Annotated in this window: 17 protein-coding genes; 7 read left to right on the top strand and 10 right to left on the bottom strand. The window is 44.3% G+C overall.

Going from position 1 to position 21255, the window contains the following annotated elements; genetic code table 11:
* Window position 1 precedes the first annotated feature (1 nt).
* Window positions 2-424, bottom strand: a complete 423-nt coding sequence (gene msrB / locus QF117_RS11510; protein ID WP_282389054.1) for a peptide-methionine (R)-S-oxide reductase MsrB — start codon at window positions 422-424, stop codon at window positions 2-4.
* A 333-nt stretch (window positions 425-757) separates the two neighbouring features.
* Between msrB and gap the strand changes: the two genes are divergently transcribed.
* The 6 genes from gap (at window position 758) to QF117_RS11480 (ending at window position 7344) form a co-directional block, all read left to right on the top strand.
* The gene (gene gap / locus QF117_RS11505) at window positions 758-1753 is read left to right on the top strand and encodes a type I glyceraldehyde-3-phosphate dehydrogenase (RefSeq protein WP_017034005.1); all 996 of its coding nucleotides are present in this window, start codon (window positions 758-760) and stop codon (window positions 1751-1753) included.
* A gap of 178 nt (window positions 1754-1931) precedes the next feature.
* Window positions 1932-2816, top strand: a complete 885-nt coding sequence (locus QF117_RS11500; RefSeq protein WP_282389053.1) for a D-hexose-6-phosphate mutarotase — start codon at window positions 1932-1934, stop codon at window positions 2814-2816.
* Window positions 2817-3426: 610 nt separating this feature from the next.
* Window positions 3427-3795 (top strand): hypothetical protein, encoded by a 369-nt coding sequence (locus QF117_RS11495; RefSeq protein ID WP_282389052.1) that lies wholly within the window; start codon window positions 3427-3429, stop codon window positions 3793-3795.
* Window positions 3796-3945: 150 nt separating this feature from the next.
* Complete coding sequence (rlmA, locus tag QF117_RS11490; protein ID WP_282389051.1) at window positions 3946-4764, top strand: 23S rRNA (guanine(745)-N(1))-methyltransferase; 819 nt, start codon at window positions 3946-3948, stop codon at window positions 4762-4764.
* Window positions 4765-4935: 171 nt separating this feature from the next.
* Window positions 4936-5283, top strand: a complete 348-nt coding sequence (locus tag QF117_RS11485) for a hypothetical protein (protein WP_017034008.1) — start codon at window positions 4936-4938, stop codon at window positions 5281-5283.
* Between the two features lie 174 nt (window positions 5284-5457).
* The gene (locus tag QF117_RS11480) at window positions 5458-7344 is read left to right on the top strand and encodes a BCCT family transporter (RefSeq protein WP_282389050.1); all 1887 of its coding nucleotides are present in this window, start codon (window positions 5458-5460) and stop codon (window positions 7342-7344) included.
* A 169-nt stretch (window positions 7345-7513) separates the two neighbouring features.
* On the opposite strand, the gene QF117_RS11475 is transcribed toward QF117_RS11480, so the two are convergent.
* Complete coding sequence (locus tag QF117_RS11475) at window positions 7514-10432, bottom strand: Ig-like domain-containing protein (RefSeq protein WP_282389468.1); 2919 nt, start codon at window positions 10430-10432, stop codon at window positions 7514-7516.
* Between the two features lie 566 nt (window positions 10433-10998).
* Here QF117_RS11475 and QF117_RS11470 point away from each other — a divergent pair.
* A complete protein-coding gene (locus QF117_RS11470) occupies window positions 10999-11214 on the top strand; it encodes a hypothetical protein (RefSeq protein ID WP_282389049.1) in 216 nt (71 codons plus the stop codon).
* Window positions 11215-11705: 491 nt separating this feature from the next.
* Here QF117_RS11470 and QF117_RS11465 read toward each other — a convergent pair whose 3' ends face one another.
* The 8 genes from QF117_RS11465 to QF117_RS11430 all read right to left on the bottom strand — a co-directional run bounded on the left by QF117_RS11465 (window position 11706) and on the right by QF117_RS11430 (window position 21245).
* Complete coding sequence (locus tag QF117_RS11465; protein WP_282389048.1) at window positions 11706-12872, bottom strand: oligogalacturonate lyase family protein; 1167 nt, start codon at window positions 12870-12872, stop codon at window positions 11706-11708.
* 68 nt (window positions 12873-12940) lie between these two features.
* Window positions 12941-14710 (bottom strand): sodium:solute symporter family protein, encoded by a 1770-nt coding sequence (locus QF117_RS11460; protein WP_282389047.1) that lies wholly within the window; start codon window positions 14708-14710, stop codon window positions 12941-12943.
* 305 nt (window positions 14711-15015) lie between these two features.
* Window positions 15016-17244: an exopolygalacturonate lyase gene (locus QF117_RS11455; protein WP_282389045.1), complete on the bottom strand. Its 2229-nt coding sequence runs from the start codon at window positions 17242-17244 to the stop codon at window positions 15016-15018.
* 11 nt (window positions 17245-17255) lie between these two features.
* Window positions 17256-17951, bottom strand: coding sequence for an oligogalacturonate-specific porin KdgM family protein (locus QF117_RS11450; RefSeq protein ID WP_282389043.1), 696 nt, complete (start codon window positions 17949-17951; stop codon window positions 17256-17258).
* 539 nt (window positions 17952-18490) lie between these two features.
* On the bottom strand, window positions 18491-19114 hold the full coding sequence (locus tag QF117_RS11445; protein ID WP_282389042.1) for a bifunctional 4-hydroxy-2-oxoglutarate aldolase/2-dehydro-3-deoxy-phosphogluconate aldolase: 624 nt from the start codon (window positions 19112-19114) through the stop codon (window positions 18491-18493).
* A 31-nt stretch (window positions 19115-19145) separates the two neighbouring features.
* Entirely contained in the window at window positions 19146-20075 is a 930-nt protein-coding gene (locus QF117_RS11440) for a sugar kinase (protein WP_282389041.1), read from the bottom strand.
* A gap of 169 nt (window positions 20076-20244) precedes the next feature.
* Window positions 20245-20880, bottom strand: coding sequence for an RpiB/LacA/LacB family sugar-phosphate isomerase (locus tag QF117_RS11435; RefSeq protein ID WP_282389040.1), 636 nt, complete (start codon window positions 20878-20880; stop codon window positions 20245-20247).
* Between the two features lie 44 nt (window positions 20881-20924).
* The gene (locus tag QF117_RS11430; protein ID WP_282389039.1) at window positions 20925-21245 is read right to left on the bottom strand and encodes a cupin domain-containing protein; all 321 of its coding nucleotides are present in this window, start codon (window positions 21243-21245) and stop codon (window positions 20925-20927) included.
* Between the last annotated feature and the right edge of the window lie 10 nt (window positions 21246-21255).

Genomic DNA, 21255 nt, shown 5'->3' with positions numbered 1-21255 from the left:
GCTATTCACCGCTTTTATTACTTTTGTTGAAAATTAACGACACAGAATTGACACAATAGCGTTCGCCTGTTGTCGCCGGTCCATCAGGAAAAACATGACCTAAATGGCTATCACATTGGTTACATTTTATCTCTACCCGCTTCATACCGTGACTCAGGTCTTCAATGTAACGAATGGCGTCGTCATTAATGGGGGCATCGAAGCTTGGCCAACCGCAGCCTGAATCGTATTTATTCTCTGAGTTAAATAACGGAGCTTGACAACAAGTGCACTGGTACATTCCAGTCTCTTTATTATGCAGTAACGTACCGCTAAACGGCGCTTCTGTAGCACTCAGTCTACACACCTCAAACTCTACGTCAGAGAGCTGCTCACGCCAGTCCTCATCAGACTTTCTCAAAAATTCCTGATTGCCTTTTTCCATAAAAAAACTCACTCACTCTCATATCTAGTACAAATTTTTATTTCTAAATACTTGCGAAAACCACTTGTTGTAGCACATACTTTCTCGCAATAACAAGGACGTTACAAAGCAATAGAACACTTTGTTATTTTAAAGCATTTTTCGATAGCTGAGTGACATACTCTCCAGTATTGAGTACAAAAAAACATCATTTGCGGCATAATGTGAAAAAAAGCGACAGTTTTTTTTGACATTAAACAAGTAAACCCCGATTATCAGTTGCAGATGCAAACTGGATTTTGTAATTTTACTACCAGTTATCTTTATTCAGAAATTAAGTTGTGGAGCAACATAATGACTATCAAAGTAGGTATTAACGGTTTTGGCCGTATCGGTCGTTTCGTATTTCGTGCAGCGCAGGAGCGCAACGATATCGAAGTAGTAGGTATTAACGATCTAATCGACGTAGAGTACATGGCTTACATGCTTAAGTACGACTCAACTCACGGCCGTTTCAACGGTACTGTTGAAGTTGAAGGCGGAAACCTAATCGTTAACGGTAAAACTGTACGTGTAACAGCTGAGCGCAACCCTGAAGATCTTAAATGGGATGCTATCGATGTAGACGTAGTTGCTGAAGCAACGGGTCTTTTCCTAACAGACGAGACTGCACGTAAGCACATCACTGCTGGTGCTAAGAAAGTTGTTCTTACTGGTCCTTCTAAAGACGCAACTCCAATGATCGTTATGGGTGTTAACCAAAACACTTACGCTGGTGAAGATGTTGTTTCTAACGCTTCTTGTACGACTAACTGTCTAGCGCCTGTAGCTAAAGTTCTTAACGACAAGTTCGGTATCGAATCTGGTCTTATGACAACAGTTCACGCTACTACAGCAACTCAAAAAACTGTAGATGGTCCTTCAGCTAAAGACTGGCGCGGTGGCCGTGGTGCTTCTCAAAACATCATCCCATCATCAACTGGTGCTGCTAAAGCAGTAGGCGTTGTTCTTCCTGAGCTTAACGGCAAACTAACTGGTATGGCTTTCCGCGTACCAACAGCTAACGTTTCTGTAGTTGACCTAACTGTTAACCTTAAGACTCCAGCTTCTTACGAAGCAATCTGTGCTGCTATGAAAGAAGCATCTGAAGGCGAGCTTAAAGGTGTTCTAGGTTACACTGAAGACCAAGTTGTATCACAAGATTTCATCGGTGAAGTTCAAACTTCAGTATTCGATGCTAAAGCTGGTGTTGCACTGACTGACACATTCGTTAAAGTTGTATCTTGGTACGACAACGAAATCGGTTACTCAAACAAAGTTCTTGACCTAATTGCACACATCTCTAAGTAATTAGATTTGTAAGTAACTAGTAAAGCTTGTTTGTGAAAATAAGATTTTAAAAAGGCGGCTCTTGAGTCGCCTTTTTGTTATCTGTATTTTGTGAATAGATTGCAGTCCCATATCTCGTTCTAGAGCCTCTCTACGATTCGATATCAGACTGTCATTTTCTCTAGTTGAGGACAAATCAATGGATTTATTATCTCTACCCACTCTTACCGTACTCTCCGATAACATCACTGTTGTTGAAATAGAAGGCATCAAAGTACTGCGTGTCATTCACGATAAAGCAACAGCAGGCATTGCGCTGCACGGCGGACACGTCATTTCATTCAAACCAAATGGTCAAGAAGATCTTATTTGGATGAGTGACAACGCCATTTTCGATGGCAAAGCCGCACTACGAGGCGGTATCCCTGTTTGTTGGCCATGGTTTGGCCGAGTCGCCGCACCGGCTCATGGTTTTGCTCGAACCTCTGAATGGTCTTTGATTGAACACCGAGAAAACGACCGAGGCGTGATCATTGAACTGGGTCTTTTTACTAGTGAAGCGACTCAAAAGATATGGCCATACCTTTTTGAAGCTCGACTGCGCGTGGAAATCAGTGATGAACTGACCGTTACCCTACAGGTCGACAATGTTGATGATAAAGCCTGGCGCTTTTCTGGGGCACTGCACACTTACTTAAACGTGGGTGATATCGAGAAAGTTCAGACAACGGGCATGGGCAAATCTTATATTGACGGGCTTAAGCAAGATCAAACCTGCCAAGGTGACGACGTGCTGCAACTGATCGACACGATTGATCGTGTATACACTCAGCCTGAAACTGAGATCTTGGTAAAAGACCCGATACTTAACCGCACATTAAGCATCGAAAACAACGGCCACAACTCCGCAGTACTATGGAATCCTTGGGCCGAAGGTGCGCAAGCCATGGGTGATATGCAAGATGACGGCTACAAAACCTTCCTGTGTGTTGAATCAACCTTACACGCACCAAGTTTGGATGAAGGAAAAACACTGGCACCGGGTGAGTCACATCAACTTTGTACCAGGATTCGTGCTCAGTAACTGACCATAAATGGGGTAGTAAAGTTGACGCACTTGCTGCCCATTATTGCCCTCCTTCTTGAACAACACTCGCCCTATTTTTCGCCCCCCATTAAAGACGCCTTAAGCGAATCAACATTCGAGCAGACCTCAGCTGGCCTTGAATCCTGAGCCTTGAGCCGTAAGTCCGTTATCTCCATTAGCGTTCTTGGTTCACCGCATAGCGACCTTTTCACCCTCACCTTTTCTGTCGCCAATCTCACAAGTTTGCAACATTGTTACAATGTTAGCGCTATTGGTCCGAGAACGCTATTTGTTATATTCCCCGGCTAGGCGTATCGACTCTGCCACAGACTGAAGGACAAAAGGATGCAACCAAAGCGAAAATTGCCCGCAGCCTGGCGCACGACGGCCATTATGTTTATGCGACAAAATCATTGCCTATTCTCGACTGGGAAAGTGCGAAGAAAGTACCTTGGGGTATCTTGCTACTGTTTGGTAGTGGTCTAGCACTCGGCAGCTAAGATTAAGTCATCCGGCTTGGCAGAGTTCATTGCTCTACAAATCCAATCTGCTGATACCGTGTCGTTAGTAGTGAGGATTTTAATTGTGACCACTCTGATCTACTTTCTTGACAGAAATAACCAGTAATACAGCAACCGCGGCTGGCTTCCTGCCTCTTGCTTGGTCTTTTCGCGGAATCCATCACAGGAACACCGATGGTTTGGGTCATCCCTGCGGCTATTGCTGCAAGTTGCGCATTTATGATACCAGTCGAGCGCTTGCAGAATGTGCCAATAGAACGAGCTTAACATTTGGAGCCGTGTTACCACCACTGGGGGAGAGCAAAACAATCAGCCGTGACATCGCTTTTGCCGTGGCTAAACAGGCCATGCAAGAAGGGCTGGCTACCCCTATCTCTGACGAGGCACTTCAGCAGCGTATCGATTCAACGTTCTGGCACCCTGAATATCGTGAGTACAGAAGAACGTCCTTCTAATTCTACGAGCTACGTTCAGCGTGCTGACACAAAGAGCCATTTCTATTGGCTCTTTGTGTCGTGCCTCATCAGAACTAGGATTATTCTGGCAACCGATACTAAACCTCTGTATCCTTGTAGCTCTTTATCTGCTCTATTTTAGAATCTCTTATGGCTTACACTTGCCCCCTTTGCCACCGTCCGCTTCATCAAGATCAGCGTACTTTCGCCTGTGACAACAACCACCGTTTCGATTTGGCCAAAGAAGGTTATGTCAACCTCATGCCCGCTCACCATAAGCGTTCTAAAGATCCTGGCGACAATAAAGAAATGATGCAGGCTCGTCGTTCATTCCTGCAAGCTGGGTATTATGAACCAATGCGCCAAGCAGTCGCGGCATTATGTCAGGATCAAGTAGAGTCAGAGCACGCTCATTTACTTGATATTGGATGTGGTGAGGGCTATTACACCGATCAAGTTGCCACGTCACTCAAACAGATACACCCGCAGGCGCACATCTACGGCTTAGATATTTCAAAAGTGGCCATTCGCTACGCGGCAAAACAGTATCCGCAGTGCGACTTCAGTGTTGCATCCAGTCATCGACTACCTTTTGCCGACCATTCACTAGACGCTATTTTAAGAATCTACGCACCTTGCAAAGCCGAAGAACTGTCGCGTTGCTTGGTCGATTCAGGAAAAGTGATCACCGTTACGCCAGCGGCGAGGCACCTGTACCAGCTCAGAAAAAAGATCTATACCGATGTTCACCTTCATAGTGAGGAAGAAGAGCATTTAGAAGGGTTTGATTTAGTGCACCAACAGAAACTGAATTACACCATGGAACTCGCAAAAGGCGATGGATTACCACTACTGCAAATGACACCGTTCGCATGGAAAGCCACGGAAGAATTAAAAGCAGAACTGGCTGAACTTGATGTTTTTCAGTGTGAAGCCGATTTCATTTTTCGTGTGTATAAAAAACGATAGCCACATCGCAAAGTTCACTCAATATTCAGATATTACGTAAAAGGCCAATAAACACTCAAAAATAGGCTTGGTTTTTGCTTAACTGATAGTCATACAAATTATGGATAATTTTACACAAGTTTTTCATACCTTGGTCGATATACTGATTGTAGGCGTGTAAAGGAGAGATGTATGACACCAGTAGGAATGGAGCCAGCCAAGCTGACCCAAGCCCAACAGGTCAAGCCTCAAAATAGCCAGGCAACCGAAAACAAGGGCCCTGCCCCACTAAAAGTCGAACAAAATAAAGTTACGTTGTCTGAAGAGGGCAAGGCTTTGCTCGCGGCGCTTAAGGAGCTAGAAAAAGAAGGCACTGAGTCTGAAAAGACAACAACGTCAAAGGTCGAGTCTTTTGCTCACGGCGCTTTGGGGATGGATCACCCGGATAAAATCAAAGAAGAAGATGACGGTTCTTATTCAGCGGGGCAATACCTTTCCGCAGCGGCAACCATTGGCGGCATTCTTTTAGCTATATTATAACGTTTTGCCTTGATAGAGCGTTTTACATGGATAGAGCGTTCGCTTCGTTACAATCGGACATCTCACCATAGAGAGTCTGTGAATCAGATTTGTCATCACGACAAAGGACCTGATTTGTCCTCAAAATAGAGTTCCCTCCATAATCTTTTCCTTAATTTTTATGGAGCAACACTCGTGAAACACGCTTTTGAGCTTATCGATAAGCCCACTTTCTTTGGTGCCATTGCACTTCTACTCTCAATAGTCTTCCCGCTAATACTGTTTCCTGATCAAGGCGCGGATTGGATAGCGATCGCTAAAACATTTATGACCGATCAACTCGGTTTTCTGTACCTTGCTCTTGGCTTAGCAGCGTGTGCTTTTATGGTCTACGTTATCTTCAGCGATATGGGGCAAATCAAATTAGGTGACGCTGACGAAAAGCCAGAGTTTGCCACCGCTTCATGGGCAGCCATGCTATTTTGTGGAGGTATAGGCGCGAGCATTCTTTATTGGGGTTGTATTGAGTGGGCCTACTACTACCAATCGCCTCCTTTTCAATTAGAACCAGGAAGTGAAGAAGCCGTTCGCTGGGCGGTCACCTACGGGTTGTTCCATTGGGGGCCAATTGCTTGGTCTATCTACCTTATTCCTGCCATTCCCATCGCTTACTTCTTCTATGTTCGTAAACAAACAGTACTCAAAATCTCTAGTGCATTAATGCCTGTTTTGGGGGAACACCGGAGCCGTGGCGCTGCTGGGAAAATAGTTGATGTCTTATTTATCTTTGGTTTACTTGGCGGCGCAGCAACAACGTTAGGGTTAGCAGCACCTCTTATTACAGAAGGGCTTAGCCACCTGTTTGGGTTGCCAAAAAATAATGTCACCCAGGTCAGTGTGCTGTTACTTTGTACTGCGATTTTTGCGTATTCTTCTTACGCGGGTCTCGAAAAAGGCATCAAAATTTTAAGTAACATCAATTTCTGGGGTGCGATGGGCTTACTCGCTTTTGTGCTGGCTGCCGGGCCCACTATCTTCATGCTTGAAACGGGTTTAGATTCCATCGGACGACTGATGTCTAACTTCTTTGTTATGGCAACATGGGCAGAACCGTTTGGTGGTTACGGTACTTTTGAAAATACCCACTTCCCACAAGATTGGACTATTTTCTACTGGGCATGGTGGCTGGTGTTTGCTCCAAGTATGGGATTATTTGTTGCGCGGATATCACGCGGAAGAACCATAAAACAGATGGTCGCAGGTTCAATTTTCTTCGGTTCGATGGGCTGTTTCTTGTTTTTCATGATTCTGGGTAATTATGGGTTGTCACTGCAACTTTCAGGACAGCTCGACGTAGTCGCCATTCTCAATGAGGAGGGAGCAACTAAAGCCATCTTTTCTATGCTTGCCGAGTTACCAATGAGCACATTAGTTATCGCGGTATTTACGCTGCTATGTATCATTTTCACAGCGACAACTTTCGATTCCATCTCTTACATTTTGGCTTCTGTCGTTCAAAATAATGTCACCGAAGAGCCAATGCGTTGGAACCGTATGTTTTGGGCGTTTACCCTGTCATTCTTGCCAACGACGCTGATGTTTTTAGGTGGGCTAAGTACGCTGCAAACCGCGGCAATAGTCGGTGGTTTACCGCTGTTGGTTATTTCTGTCATGTTGATGGTTTCTGCGGTTCGAGCGACCAGCCTAGACTTGCGCCACCAAGATGATTACATGGAACCTACGATTAATATTGAAGAACTGCCAGATATGGATCCTTGGTCTTCGGAAGGTATCGCACTGGCTCGGTTTGAAAAAGAGAAAGATGCGGCACAACAAGCGGCAGAGCTTGAACGTGAGGCTTACAGCGTGCTCATGAATGTGAAAAAAGAGATCCGCGCCTATGTTCTTGAACAAGGTGCCCAAATGGATGAGCATGAACTTCCGGAACGGCTCCAACAAACACTTGAAGCGGCGCAAAGTAACCTAAGTGCCGCTCAAGCGAAAAAGATTGAGTTGTCTGAACAAGCACAAAAAGCTCGAATTGCGTTCGATCAAGTGGTCGCAGATCTGCCACTCGTTTGAGCATCGCCATGACGAGATCCATTCATTTAGATTGATGTTAACTATCTAAAACTTGGCACTTACCCTAACGCCAAAAGGCTCACATTGCTGTGAGCCTTTTTTAGTGCCACCCCTCTAGAGTAGAATGCGCTTATACGCACTTTTACTACAGTCGCTCAAAAAACGAACATCACTTGCTGACGTCAATCATATCGTTAAAGTAATCTACTTGCTCAGACATCGATAGCCCTTGATTACTTGCACCAAGCGTCCACATGAAGAAGCCGCCATAGCCGTTGTCTTTCTGCCATGCTGCTCGCTCTAGGTTGTTTTCACGAGTTTCCACGAAATTGCCATCAGGTCCCCATTGGCTGTTGATCGTATTGCCTAAAACAATTTTCGATTTATCTCCAATGTGTCTCGCATAGTTCTCCATAGCCACTTTATAGAGGAAGTTTTCACCTGCGTCGTAAGTCATTACGTTAAAGAAATCAAAGTCATGCTTCGTGTCTTCCAACAGTTCAATCACTTCGCCGTGGTGAGAGGAACGACCAGATGGTTCCACATAAGAACAATGTTCAAATACACTGTCATCCTCGCACTCAACTGGATCGGCGCCTACGTGGTAAGTGGTTAAAGACAACACTTTTCTATCGCCTACCTTTTGACGGACCCGTTTTATCAGCGCCGCGAGATCTTGGTTCTCTTTGTCGGTGATTCGAGCCGCTTTTTCGAAGTCGAAATCCAAACCATCAATTTGAACATAACCCGCTAATTGGTATTTACTGTAATCACAGTCACCACTCCAATCTGTTGCCAAACATTCGCCCACGACCTCTTCAGGCTTCAGGTTTTTCTTGTAAACAGGGAATGGGGTATTGGCTAACTCTACCAGACCGTTGGCGACCGCTTCTCGGCTTTGCTCTGTACTGATTGCCGACCAAATGCTTTCATACGTTTGACCACCGAATGCAACCATCATAGTAGCATTGCTATGCTCATGTTTTAAGGTCGTCCACGACAAGTACTGGGAAGGCATCCAATCTGAGTTATAATTGGGCACTGAGACCATACCATCTGAGATAGTAATATTACCGCTGGCATCCCACTGACCAAATGACAACAAGTAGCCATCACCTTTCGAATTAAACAGTTCTTCATAGTCGTTTAATCCCCATGATGTGAGGTAACTGATTGAACGGTCTGGATTACCCACTAGGCTACCGCCACCGCCGCCACTGGTACTTTCTTCCACTGTAATGTTCGATTGTGCAGAAGTCTGCTCTTGATTCGCAGTGTTCACCGCTTTAGCTGAAATAGCGTAACTGCCCGACTGAGCGCCTAACCATTCGTATTCGTAAGGGGCCTCTGTGTCTTTAAATAGCGTGTTGCCATTTGACATAAAGGTTACCGACGCAATATCACCTTCGTAGCTCTTTGCATCCGCTTTTATTGAAATAGCACGCCCTTCAACGAAGCTTGAACCATCTGCTGGTGAAGAGAGTGAGACCGTCAGATCTTTGTCGGTAATTGCAATAGACATCGGCGCGGTTTCTGCGCTTGCCTCTTGATCATCATAAGCGACAACCGTGAGTGTGTATTGGCCTTCTTTTTGTGCTGGTATCGTAATGGTATACACATCATCATCCGAAGGGGTTGTCGACGTTTTCACCACTTTACCGTTCAGCTTTACTTCAACACGCTCTACTTGGGTATCGTCTGTCGCTTCGACAACCACATCAAATGGCTGATTAGGCGATAATTTGTTACCACTTTGTGGCGATTGTACACGCACTTCTGGGACAGGGTTATGGTCGCATTGGCCGACTTCATTCCAAGCATCTTTCCATGCATCTGGGTAATTAGGATCGCCAGTGCCTGGAGTCCAAACCGAGTTACCACACCACCCCGCGACATCACAAGAGTAAATATTGCCAATGTTAGTGACTTCATCACCCACTTGATAAGCCACACCATTTTCGTACTGGGGAACATCGCCACAACTGTTGCTCGTGTCCGTTACTGTGATGGTTAAACTTTCACGAGTGACATGTTGTTCATCGTCCTCTGCTTCAACTCGAATTGACGCTGTACCTGCCGTTTGAGGCGTCCAATCACAAGACAAATCGTGGTTGGTTTGCCCATTTAGGTGACAGACTTCGACATCGTTCGCAAAAAATTTAACACTGGCCAGGTCATTATCGTCATCCACGACATTCGCTTCGATCGTGACGGTTTCTCCTTTTTGATGAGTAGATCCCGCTTCCGGAGAAATAAAATCCACGATTGGAGGGTTAGCGGCTGTCGACTCAGTCTCAACCGACAGTTCTACCGTTTCCTCGGTCAGTTTCTCACCGTCATCATCAAAGGCCATCACAGAAATAGTGGCCGCCCCAACTTCGGTTGGTTGCCATGCTTGCAGGTACTCGTTTGTCCCTTCTGTAACAAACTGCTGCCCGATCTTGGTGTTATTCGCCCAAAACTCGAGTTTATCTGCCCCTTCCTCTTTAATTCGCGTAACAATATCGACATACGATCCAGTATAAACAACGGAGTTGGAAGCCGGAGAAAGGATGTCTAGAGAGAATTCAGGGGAAGGAGTAACTTCACCACTCCCGCCATCACCCGTGCCTTGGGTTTTCACCACAACAGAATCTTCGAAGGCGTTCAAGTCTGTCAATGAACCACCAAACGCGATGGTCAATTGAGCCGATTCACCTGGTGCCAACGCGTTGTCTACCCACGAGCCATCTGAAAACTTGAGTTTCACTGAGTTAAGCACGCCGTTTGATTGTGGCGTGTGTGATATTTGCCATGAAGGATAAGACAAATCAGAAGATGACCACCCGATGTCGTTAATCGCAACCGGTAATACAAACTCAATCACGGCCTCATGCATATTCGCCGCATCAGAACCGGTGTTTTTCACCTCGAGTTGATAACTACTCCACCACTCACTCTCAGACTGGGAATCCACTCCCGTACTAAATTCGGATGCCATCGCTTGAGAAATTGGGCTTAACAAAAATCCTGAAAAAAGTACCGCTAGCCCGACAGCTCGAAAGGCGTGGGTACTTTTTTCTGAAACACTTTTCTTATTCTGGTTCATCATGGTTGTACATACTCATGTCTAATTTAAATATTTATCATTTATAATCAATAGGTTGTGAGAGTGCATCCATGAAGAAAAACTAGATTCATTACTAGAGGAAAGCAGTATCACTTTCTGTCATCCAGTTAACCTCAACACTCAGCAATCTCACGTCCGCTGCAGAACTCAAGTGAATGGCTCTACATATAGCGGATGAGCATTTAGCCTTATTGAACCAATAAATAAAACGGAACAACATGTTCAGTTGCCTTTGCTCTAGAGATCAGCAGTCACTTTTTTTAGTAAGGAGGGTAAATGGAATGAAAAATAGTGGGAATAGAAACAGCGCTATTGCGACCATCATTTAAAGAAGAAAAACAATGTCAATTACTGGTTCCACGCCTTTGATACACTCACTGACTGAGTACATTCAAATTCAACCAATTGAGCTTGAAGTGAGTGTTTTACACTTTAAAAACATGAGCCAACCCATTACACTCACTACTTATCAACCACTACTTATCAATCACTTGCATTCAACATAAAGAAAGGTGAGTAAACCCAATTCATTAAGGGAGAGTAAAATGGAACTGTTTGGATTTGTCGGTATTCTGGTACTGTACATTTTGTATAAGATGCAACAAAAGAAGTTTCGTGAACGGCTTGTTGAGCCTAAGTATTGGCAACAGCTCGTCGCAGAAGGCAATTTGTCTGAAGAGAAACAAAGAGCCCTTTGTAAACGCTATAAACTTCCCCACTTTGACAATGAACCAAGTACGACGGAAAGTGTCGATAAATAGGCAGAAAAGCCCACTACGATTTGGAGTGGTGAAGCCCACTAACTAGACTGTGTACCCCACTCGTTTAAAGGTTAGGGGTACGTAAAACAATCTCATTGCGACGAAAGAGAACGACCAGAGCCAGACGTTTTCGTTCAAACGCTTTCGTTCAAACGCTTTCGTTCAAAACGATTTCGTTCAAAACAACATAGATACTACGCTCGGCACCAAAGGCCACAAAGAACCGCCTTTTGATGATTGGGGTTGGGGTGTTGTTGGGTGAATACTTGGGCGTATTTTTAATTCCTAGCATTTTAAGCAACCTAAAACTTTGAGTGTCGAAAGCCGAAGGAAGCTATGTAGGATGCTATGCAGGAAATGATAAGGACACATCATTACAAACTTGTCTTCCGACAATCTCTGTCGAAAGACAAATCATCAATCAGGACAAACTACATAGAATTAACCATCGTAAGGTTATCTATCCTGATCCTTAGCCAGCCCTTTCTAAACTAAGCCTTATATTCTTCTGGAACATCAGCAATATAGATAGCTGGTACGCCTTCGAAATCACTGGTAAATAACACGCCATCATCACTTGGCGTAAATGAAGGGTGTGGATGAGTAATCTGACGATCTCCATCAAGCACTTCCCAAGAAGAGTTGTGCTTAGCCAACTTAGCAAATGTCTTCTTCTTGGTGTTCAGAACGTACAAAAACGGGTCGTTTTCGATGTCGTAGGCATCGCTGTCTGCAACGTCTACGGGTGCATCACAACCGTCACCCACCATTAGCGATCCGTCGAAGTTACTCATGAGGTGAGAACAAGGTGGCATGACCATCACTTCTTCGTTTTCTAACGTATCTGGGTTCGCTTTGTAAATGACACGATCCGTTTGACCTTTGAAGTAAGAAACGTAAGCCATCGCGCTGCCATCTGGGATCCAAAATTCATGGGTGCATGACTCGCCTTCTTCATGTTCTTTGATTTTACGAACATTCGTCCCGTCTTCATTCACTAACCACATACGTGCATCAACAAGATCATGTGGACCTTCGTGACAGAAACCCACCGTTGAATCGTCAAAAGGACGATAGATAGGGTGACCTAGCCATGCGTCGTCTTGGTGAACAACCTCTAGAGCGCCTGTTTCAATATTAACTTTGATTAAGCGACACGTTGGCTCAGTGTGGTAGAAGTCTTGGAATTTTTTCCAGTCAGTTAACGGTTTCCAATCAGATTTAAGGATTTCGATACCAACAAGCTTGGTGCAATCAGAGTTTGCTACCCATGTACCGTAACCTTTCCACTCTTCTTCTACAGTATAAATGACCGTCTCAGATAGCGTTTCGAGGTCCACCTTCATTAGGTGAAGTTCATTTTTTACATAGAAGAACGATTTATCATCGTCTGAAATGAAACCACCGAACGTGTTGTCGCCAGCACCTTCAGTCAGTTGTGTTGCTTTTTGAGTTTTTAGATCAACCAAGTAGTAGTTTCGGTTTCCATCGAAATCACCAGCAAATAGGAGCTTTGAGCCATCCTTGGTAAAGCATTTTTGATAAAAGTAGTTACGGTGACAGGTGACATCTTTAGGTGTCAGTCGCGTTACCTTTACTTGGGTATCGCTATCAACAAAAGTTTCAAAACCTAGCTGAATAACATTACCTTTGGCCATAATTTTCTCCTACGAACTTCTTACAAAAGGCTGCTAGTTATCCTAGCAGCCAAGCTTAAAAATGATAACTAGCTGATCGATGTTGCTGCTTTTTGCTCTTCATTGGTTAGCTGAGCACTTTTCTTCAAACCATAACCTACAGCAAAGACAGCCGCGGCACAGCCTAAGAAGAGTAGTCGACCCCACAATGGGTTAGGAATTAGCACCATCAGTGTCAAACCCGCCGCCATGTAAATTACGAGCGTACCCAGTTTTGCGCGTTGCATACGATCAACAACATCTTGGCCTTCTTCAGCAACACACTCTGTATCTACATCTTCGAAGAACTCTTTCGTCGTTTCTACGTATGGGTCTTTCGCTTCATTGTAAAATAGAGTTGTTAGACAGAAGAAACCAGCAGTAAACACTAGGTGAGCCGCGATAGTAATCATCGTGCGCATTTCACCCGCTTCACGACCTGTTAGCTCTTCGATACCGAACCAGCCAGCAACAAATTGAGGTGTAAATACGTTAACTACAGCCCAAGATACACCCATACCAACGACAACCGTTGCCCATGGCGCCCATTTCGGCGTTTTACGGATAATAATACCCAGGAATAACGGAACTAGGATTGGCGATTGAAGCAGTGTTGCTACTTGCATCATTAGGTCAAACAAGCTTAGGTGCTTCAATGAGTTGAAGAACTGAGCCATAAAGATAACCAAAATACCGTTAATCAAACATGCAGCCTGACCTGCGCGAAGCAGTTCTTTATCGCTTGCTTTACCTTTACGTACAACAGTGGAGTAGAAGCTACGTACAAAAATACCAGAGTTACGGTTGAGTGCTGAATCCATAGAAGACATGGTTGCAGCAAATAGACCTGCCATTAACAGACCGACAGTACCAAGAGGCATTGTTTCACGTGCAAACACGAGGTATACCGCGTCACTCGCTTTGGCACCTAAATTAGGGTAAGCCGCCGCCGCATCTGGATACATAATTGCAGATGCCCAAGGTGGGATGAACCAAATGATTGCGCCAAAGAACATCATCGCTAGCGCCATTGCCGCTGCTTTCGTTGCGTTCTTAGAGTCTTTTGCGTTTAGGAAACGATAAGATTCTTGCATGTTGTTGATACTTTGCAGCTGTTTTACCACAAAGAATAGGAACGTACATACAAGTAGTAGTGGGTAGTTCATGTCTGGACCCATGATGAAACCACCAGGGAACTCATTCACGATCTCGCTTGGGCCACCAACAAAGTACAGTGCAACACCCGCACACGCAATTGAGATAACCGCGACAACCAGAGTTTGAATGAAATCAGACGCTACAACACCCCATGCTCCACTTATCAGTGAGATAGCAAGTACAGCTGCACCCGTCACATAAATCGTCGTGTTAATGTCTGCATCGAATACCGCTGATGCAAAGACACCTAGGCCATTTAGCCAAACACCGGCGTTGATCACACTTAAAGGGATAATTACCCATGTGAAGAACTGTTCGTTTACCGAACCAAATCGACGACGAACACCTTCAGTTGGTGTATCTACTCGCATTTGGCGGAAGCGACGAGCAAAGTAATAGATAGCAAATACGTAAGCTACCATGTTACCCATGAATACGGCTAATACCGCAAAGCCATCGTTAAACGCTTTACCTGCAGCACCTGTGAAGGTCCATGCAGAGAATTGTGTCATGAAGGCTGTTGCACCTACCATCCACCAGAGCATTTTACCGCCCCCACGAAAGTAATCACTGGTGCTGTTACTTGCCATTTTTTTGAATAGCACACTAATTGCAACCATAAGTGCAAAGTAGCCTGCTATTACAAGGTAATCATATTCCATAGTTAAACTCCGAAACGATGTTTTAATTTGATTAAATTATAATTTTAAAAAAACAAACCAGTCCGTGACTTAAATCGAAACAATGGTTCAATAATGTAATTTATTGGGTTTTCATGATCCAGATCACTTATAATTTCCGGTATTCAGACCTTCAATGATTCCATAGCTCTCACTTGATCATTTTTGAATAAAACCGAATAAGTAGACCGAAACCATAGGGCTCGCCGTATATACAAAAGAAAAATAAAAAGGCTCCGAAGAGCCTTTGAATTCGCATATATACAACAAAATGTGACGAAGAGTGATTAGTTCATCATCTCTTTCAGTTTGAGTGCTTCTTCCATACCTGGAACAGGCTGGTCGAGGTCAATTACTGAGATTTTTTTCAATGGAGCAAGCGGCGTCATATCGATTACCTTGTTATTATTATCCATTGACTGACCGCCTTGAATAAAAATGTTTCCCTCAGAGACTTCGCTATTTACGACATCATCGTAGTGACTTTCAACGTTAAAACGGTATGAAGCATTATTAACAAAGTTGCCTTGCTTAATCTCATCTGAATATGGGCTTTGACGGAACAAGTAGTTAAAGCGCTTATTGTCGATAGAGACGTTGTTTTTAACGGTAACCGCTCCTGGGTTAAAGTTGTCGGTAAAGCCGTCCATATTGTTATTGAAAGATAAGCTATTAGTAATCACGTGAGGCACTGGAATGCCTTCGCCACCCAACTTAAAGCCATTACCAATCGTGCCACCCTTGTTAGCAACCTCTAACGTGCGACCATTATTGAATGCGATTGAATCTTTGATCGTTACCGCACCATTTGGGCCATCTTCTACTTTATTGAACAGGTCCCAACCATCATCGATGTTGTGGTGGGCGATACAGCGAATGAAGGTGTTGCCATCACCAATACGCATCTTGGCTGCAAAACCATCCGCGTTAATTTGAGATGGGTCCATGTTGTTGTAGCTTTCGCTATCAATAACGGTGTTGTAACTTGCCCATAGTGCGCGGCCAATGTCTTCAGGTGACGTGATCTGGAAACCTGTATCTGGTGCACCGTGTGTCGTCATTCTTTCAAACGTATTGTGGCTACCGTGTACAATGAAACGTGCACCCGCAACTTCAATATCTTCGTAGTGCCAGTAATTGGCATTGTGCTCAAGTTGACCAACAAAACGTACCCCCTCTTCCACCGCTTTTAGTGATTTAGGTTGTTCTGCCGTACCGCTCACTGAGATTGGAAGCGTTAGGCTCTGGTAATCACCTTTCGTCAGCTTAATGGTGCCGCCAGCGGGCACCAACTCGATAGCAGTCGCTAGATCAAGAGGTTGTGCTTGGCTGCCCGTGCCTTCTGCTGTACCGTTTGGCGCGACATAAATGGCATTTACGTTGCTCACTGATGCTTTTTCTACAGAAAACGTTTCTGTTTTCGCATTCAGATCAGGGCCTTCAATTGCCGTAAAGGTGACGGCAAACTCATTGCTTCCCGTGGAAAGCGTTGCTGTATGTTTAAGAAGATCGCCTGCCGTCACTTGCTCGGTCGCAATCACTTTGCCATTTTGACGCACTTCAAACTGACCGGTGTAGTTCGCGCGAGCTTGAACTGGGTAATCATTTGACACTGACTTTGAAGACGAAGCGATTTCAAAAACCACATCGCCCTGTTTCGCTTCAAACCTAGGTGCGTCTATCGTGTCCGCAGGAGTGAGAGAAAGCTCTACGTTGCTAACATCCATCTTCGCGTTACGTGATGCAAAGAAACCGATGTACTGATTTTCTGAATCTTGCATCTCTACGATATTGGCATTTGCTCCTTTAACCACTGAGGCCTTGATCACATCACCCTGTTGATAGCTCACCTCAAAACCGTCATTCGTTCGAGTTAAGCTCATTCGGTAAGTGTCATTGTTAACGTAGGGAACACCTTCTACGTAGTCGACTTGATTACGGCGGTTACCTGATGTACCCCACGGTTGATAGACACCTTCACGGAAAGTTGCATTCACATTGGTCAATCCATCATTCGAGCGAGTGTGTGAACGAAGTAAGTTCATCACCATGTTCGCCGCTGACGGAAACTCTTCATGGCCTTCTGGTTGTGGCATTAGACGCTCAGCGCCCAAAATGTCACGAACCATGATGCCCGCACCTTCTTGACGGTTCGGCGTTGCACCCGTTTCTGGGCCAAGCTGAACAAGGTTAATATCCGCAGACAAGGTGAAGTTGTAATCGGTTGGGATCTCAGTGTAGTAGAACGTTAAACCTTCATGAGAATTCGCCAGCTTTCCGCCCCGGCTCTCAATGGTGAATTGAGACTCAACCTGACCCGCTTCTACTAATTCACCGTTCACCGTCACCTGATTCACACCTACTTTTTCAGGCAGGATTGTCGAACCAAAATTCAGATCAGTTGATTGACCAAAAGTCATCGCTTTCCAAACCAGTTCATCAGCGTTGATGTCAGATGCGAAGGCTTGAGGAGAAAGGGCGATAGCTAAACACAGCGCTAAAGTATGTTTTTTCATTTTTTCACCTATTAGAAGCTGTATTTAACGCCGACACGATAACGGATTGAATGATCATCTTTCACTCCGTTATCGTTCTTGTCATTAGTGACAAAACCGATTTCTGCAAACGGTACCCAACCACTTTCTAACAGGCTGTATTCACCAAAGAAGTTCACTAGGTGATCTTGGTCTTTATCCTTCCAACCACCTTGGCCTGACTCTAAATCTTTATATTCTAGGTCAACACCTACTTTACCCCAGCTCAAACGGTAATCTGTTACAACGTTGATCTGGTGGTAACTAGAGTTATCGCTATTTACACGACGTTGATCACCATAACGGTATCGCACGTTAGCGCCCCAATTATCGGTAATCTTAGCGATAGCACGGATGTTGTATTTATGCGTCGCCGACGTGCTAGATACATCAGCGGCATAAGATGGTTGCAGTGTGAATGTATCGTTTATTTTATAGTTGTAGCTCACACCCACTTCATGGCCACCACTCTTCAATCCACCAAGAAAATTATCATCGTCATGCTTCCACTTTGCCTCCACAGAGAATCCAATACCGTTTGCAAAGCGGTGGGACACAGTAATTCGGTCGCGATGCTGATCGCCATCACGATCTGGCATGTATTCATGGCGTAAGTTTATTGACGCAGCTGACGCCGAAGCGGATGTCAAAGCAAGCAGTAGAGAAGATATCAACAGTTTAACTTTCATTTCAAAACACCGTTTTATTTTATATTGAATTTCGGTTTAATATATAGATTGATACGAAAAACGAAAGCGAAGACTGATTGAAATGTGATCTTTGAAACGGCGTTTTAAAATTATGGATAAAAAGTGTGATACAGATAATGTACTGCAATAAAGGTGGTGAAGCAGAAGAGTAAAATCACCATCAATTGTACAAAGAGAGCCGAAAACTGAACTAGGGCGTGTTGATCTTTCGAGCTGATTTTTGCAGCAACTTATTGGGTATTTAGCCAAGGCAGAGGCTTAGCTAGCTAATTAGATAGTTAGGTAGTTAGGTAGTTAGGTAGTTAGGTAGTTAGGTAGTTAAACTGTTAGGTAGGTAGTTAAACTGTTAGATAGTTGCTCTACTTGAGAAACCGACCTTATAAATTATCATTATGCTAACCCCATAAAAAAGCGCCTATGGGGGCTAGGCGCTTGCTCTTATTCGTCTATTTTTTTATGTTTAATTTAAATAAAGCCTATTTGCCTAAGAAAGCGACCGACGTTGTTTTCTTTTATTCTTAATCAATAATGCCAGCGACTTCACGAACTAAGGTCGCAAGCTCATCCCACTTTTCATTATCAATCAACGCATTGGGCACCATCCATGTCCCACCGCAAGCCAATACGCTTGGAATGGCTAGATAATCTTTCACGTTCTTAGGGCTGACACCACCAGTAGGCATAAATTTAACCGGATAAACCGCGGTTAACGCTTTCAGCATGTTAACGCCACCAGAAGGTTCCGCAGGGAAGAACTTCAATGTACGTAAGCCCATCTCCATTGCTTGCTCAACGAGACTTGGGTTGTTGACACCTGGAACAATCGTTATGTTACGTTGTTGACAGTACTTAACGGTTGTCGGGTTAAAGCCTGGGCTAACCACGAAATCAACACCCGCTTCAATAGACTGATCAACTTGTTCTGTTGTCAGTACTGTGCCTGAGCCGATCAGCATTTCCGGATACGCTTCTCGCATTGCTCTGATGGCATCGAATGCTTGCTCAGTGCGAAAAGTGACTTCAGCGCACGGCAACCCATTTTCAATCAATACTTCAGCTAGCTTAGATGCTTTAGACGCGTCTTTGATTGCAATGACAGGTACCACTTTAATTTCAGATAGTCTTTCATTAAGCGTTTTCATTCTGCTTCCCTTAATTTTCACTTTAATTCATTTAGATAGTCGGCATGACATCTGTTGGAATAATCGCACCGCGATGTTGAATCACTGTCCCAGCGAGTAGGTGCCCGGAGCTTGCAGACGCCGCCATTTCACCACCAAGAATACGTTTTGCAAGATAACCAGCACTGAATGAGTCACCCGCTGCTGTGGTATCAACGATTTTGTCAATTTTATTGGCAGCAACTGACTCAAACGTTTCTTGATTCACAACAAAGCACTCTGCACCACCACGTTTCACCACAATCTCTTCTACGCCAAGCGCCTGTGTACGATCAATGGCTTGCTGTTCGGTGTCATCACCCCAAAGCAGCACTTCATCATCAAACGTTAAAAACGCCATATCAGTGATCGATAGAATCTCTTTATATACAGAGCGAGCCACATCCAAATCACTCCATAGTGCAGGTCGGAAGTTATTATCAAACGCGATCTTCACACCTTCATTGCGACAAATCTTCAGTAATTTAATAAGAGACTCTAAACAATCCTGCGGCAAAATCGCTAAACTGATGCCACTTAAGTAGATCATTTGATGCTGACAAAATTGATTGGCTAATGCTTCGATTGAATGATCTCGTAACCAATATTTCGCCGCTGAGTCATTTCTCCAGTAATGGAAGCTGCGCTCACCATCGTCCTCAGTTTCAATCGCATACATACCGGGTAACTTGTCTTTCGATAAGTAGACCATCTCTGTATTGATCTTCTCTTGTTGCCAAGCAGTTAACATTTCTTGGCTGAACGAGTCCTGCCCTAACCCAGTCACGTATGACGTGGTCACTCCATGCCTCTCGGTTAATCTGGACAGGTAAACCGCCGTATTTAGTGTATCACCACCAAAGCTCTGTTTTAGCTCACCTTGATTTTTGGTTAATTCAACCATGCATTCGCCGATTATAGCGACACGAGTAATTGGGCTCATAGGAAATCTCCTCAACATTTATTAAGCCCATTATTACACATCAACAAGCACAATAAAATAAATAATAAAACGATGGTTCATTTTTAATTGATTATTTAAAAAAAAGCCAGCCGATCAAGGCTAGCTTTCATAACTCAACTTATTTCCCGATAAATGAGTTCGGTCGTGATTAGTCCAGCAGAGACTTCACGTACTCAGCAATCTCAGAAACTTGGCAGTTTGCGAAGAAAAACTCTTGGAAGTGTGCACCACCGATAGCGGCTTTAACTAGGTCTTGATCGAGAGAGCGAAGACCTTCAACCACGTCTTTTGCAACTGCTGCTTTTACGTCGTTTAGAATGGCTGCGTTTGCTTGTTGCGGAGCTGCACGCTCAATTGGGTAGCCTTCACCACGGTTACCTGTAAATGCTTTTTCAAAGATGTAGCGAACGTTTAGTTCACCAGCCCAACCAAAGCCTTTAGCGAATGCTAAAGAAATCGCGTTACCATTGTTGATTTGGTTAAATAAGAAAGCATCAGATGGCTCTAGTGCGTAACCACAAACAACACCTGGGTGTAGGTTGCTTGCCATCATTGCGCCTTGACCTGTACCACAACCTGTTACAACGAAATCCGCTGCTTTTGAGTTAAGTACAAGGCTAGCTAGAATACCTAGGTGAACGTAAGTTAGGTGGTGATCGTTTTCATCTGTCATGCCTACGTTGAATACATCGTGACCAAGACCACCAGCAACGTTGTTTAGTTCACCTGCAACCATCGCGTTTTTTGGTGCTTGGCTGTTTTCCATCATTAGAGCGATTTTCATGGGTTTCTCCTGCAGTTCACACTGCGATAAATTAAATTTGTAAATTAAACGAAGTCTTTGCGCATTGGAGTAAAGTTATCGATCAGTACTCCCGCTTCTAGGCATACACAGCCATGTTCAATGCTCGGCTTTTTGTACATAGTATCGCCCGCTTTTACGATTTTGGTTTCATCACCGATCGTAAATTCGAACTCACCAGAAAGAACGTAAGTTAGCTGCTCATGAGGGTGGTTATGCATTGCGCCAATAGCGCCTCTTTCAAAGTGCACTTCGACAGCCATCATATTGTCGTTGTGAGCAAGAACTTTGCGAGAAATACCATCGCCAAGATCTTCTAATTGAACATCATTGTTGTATACAAACATGAGTCACCTA

The sequence above is a fragment of the Vibrio sp. YMD68 genome, from assembly GCF_029958905.1.
GTDB lineage: Bacteria > Pseudomonadota > Gammaproteobacteria > Enterobacterales > Vibrionaceae > Vibrio.
Note: the sequence above shows the minus strand (reverse complement) of the source record. Positions and strands in the feature narration are given on the sequence as shown.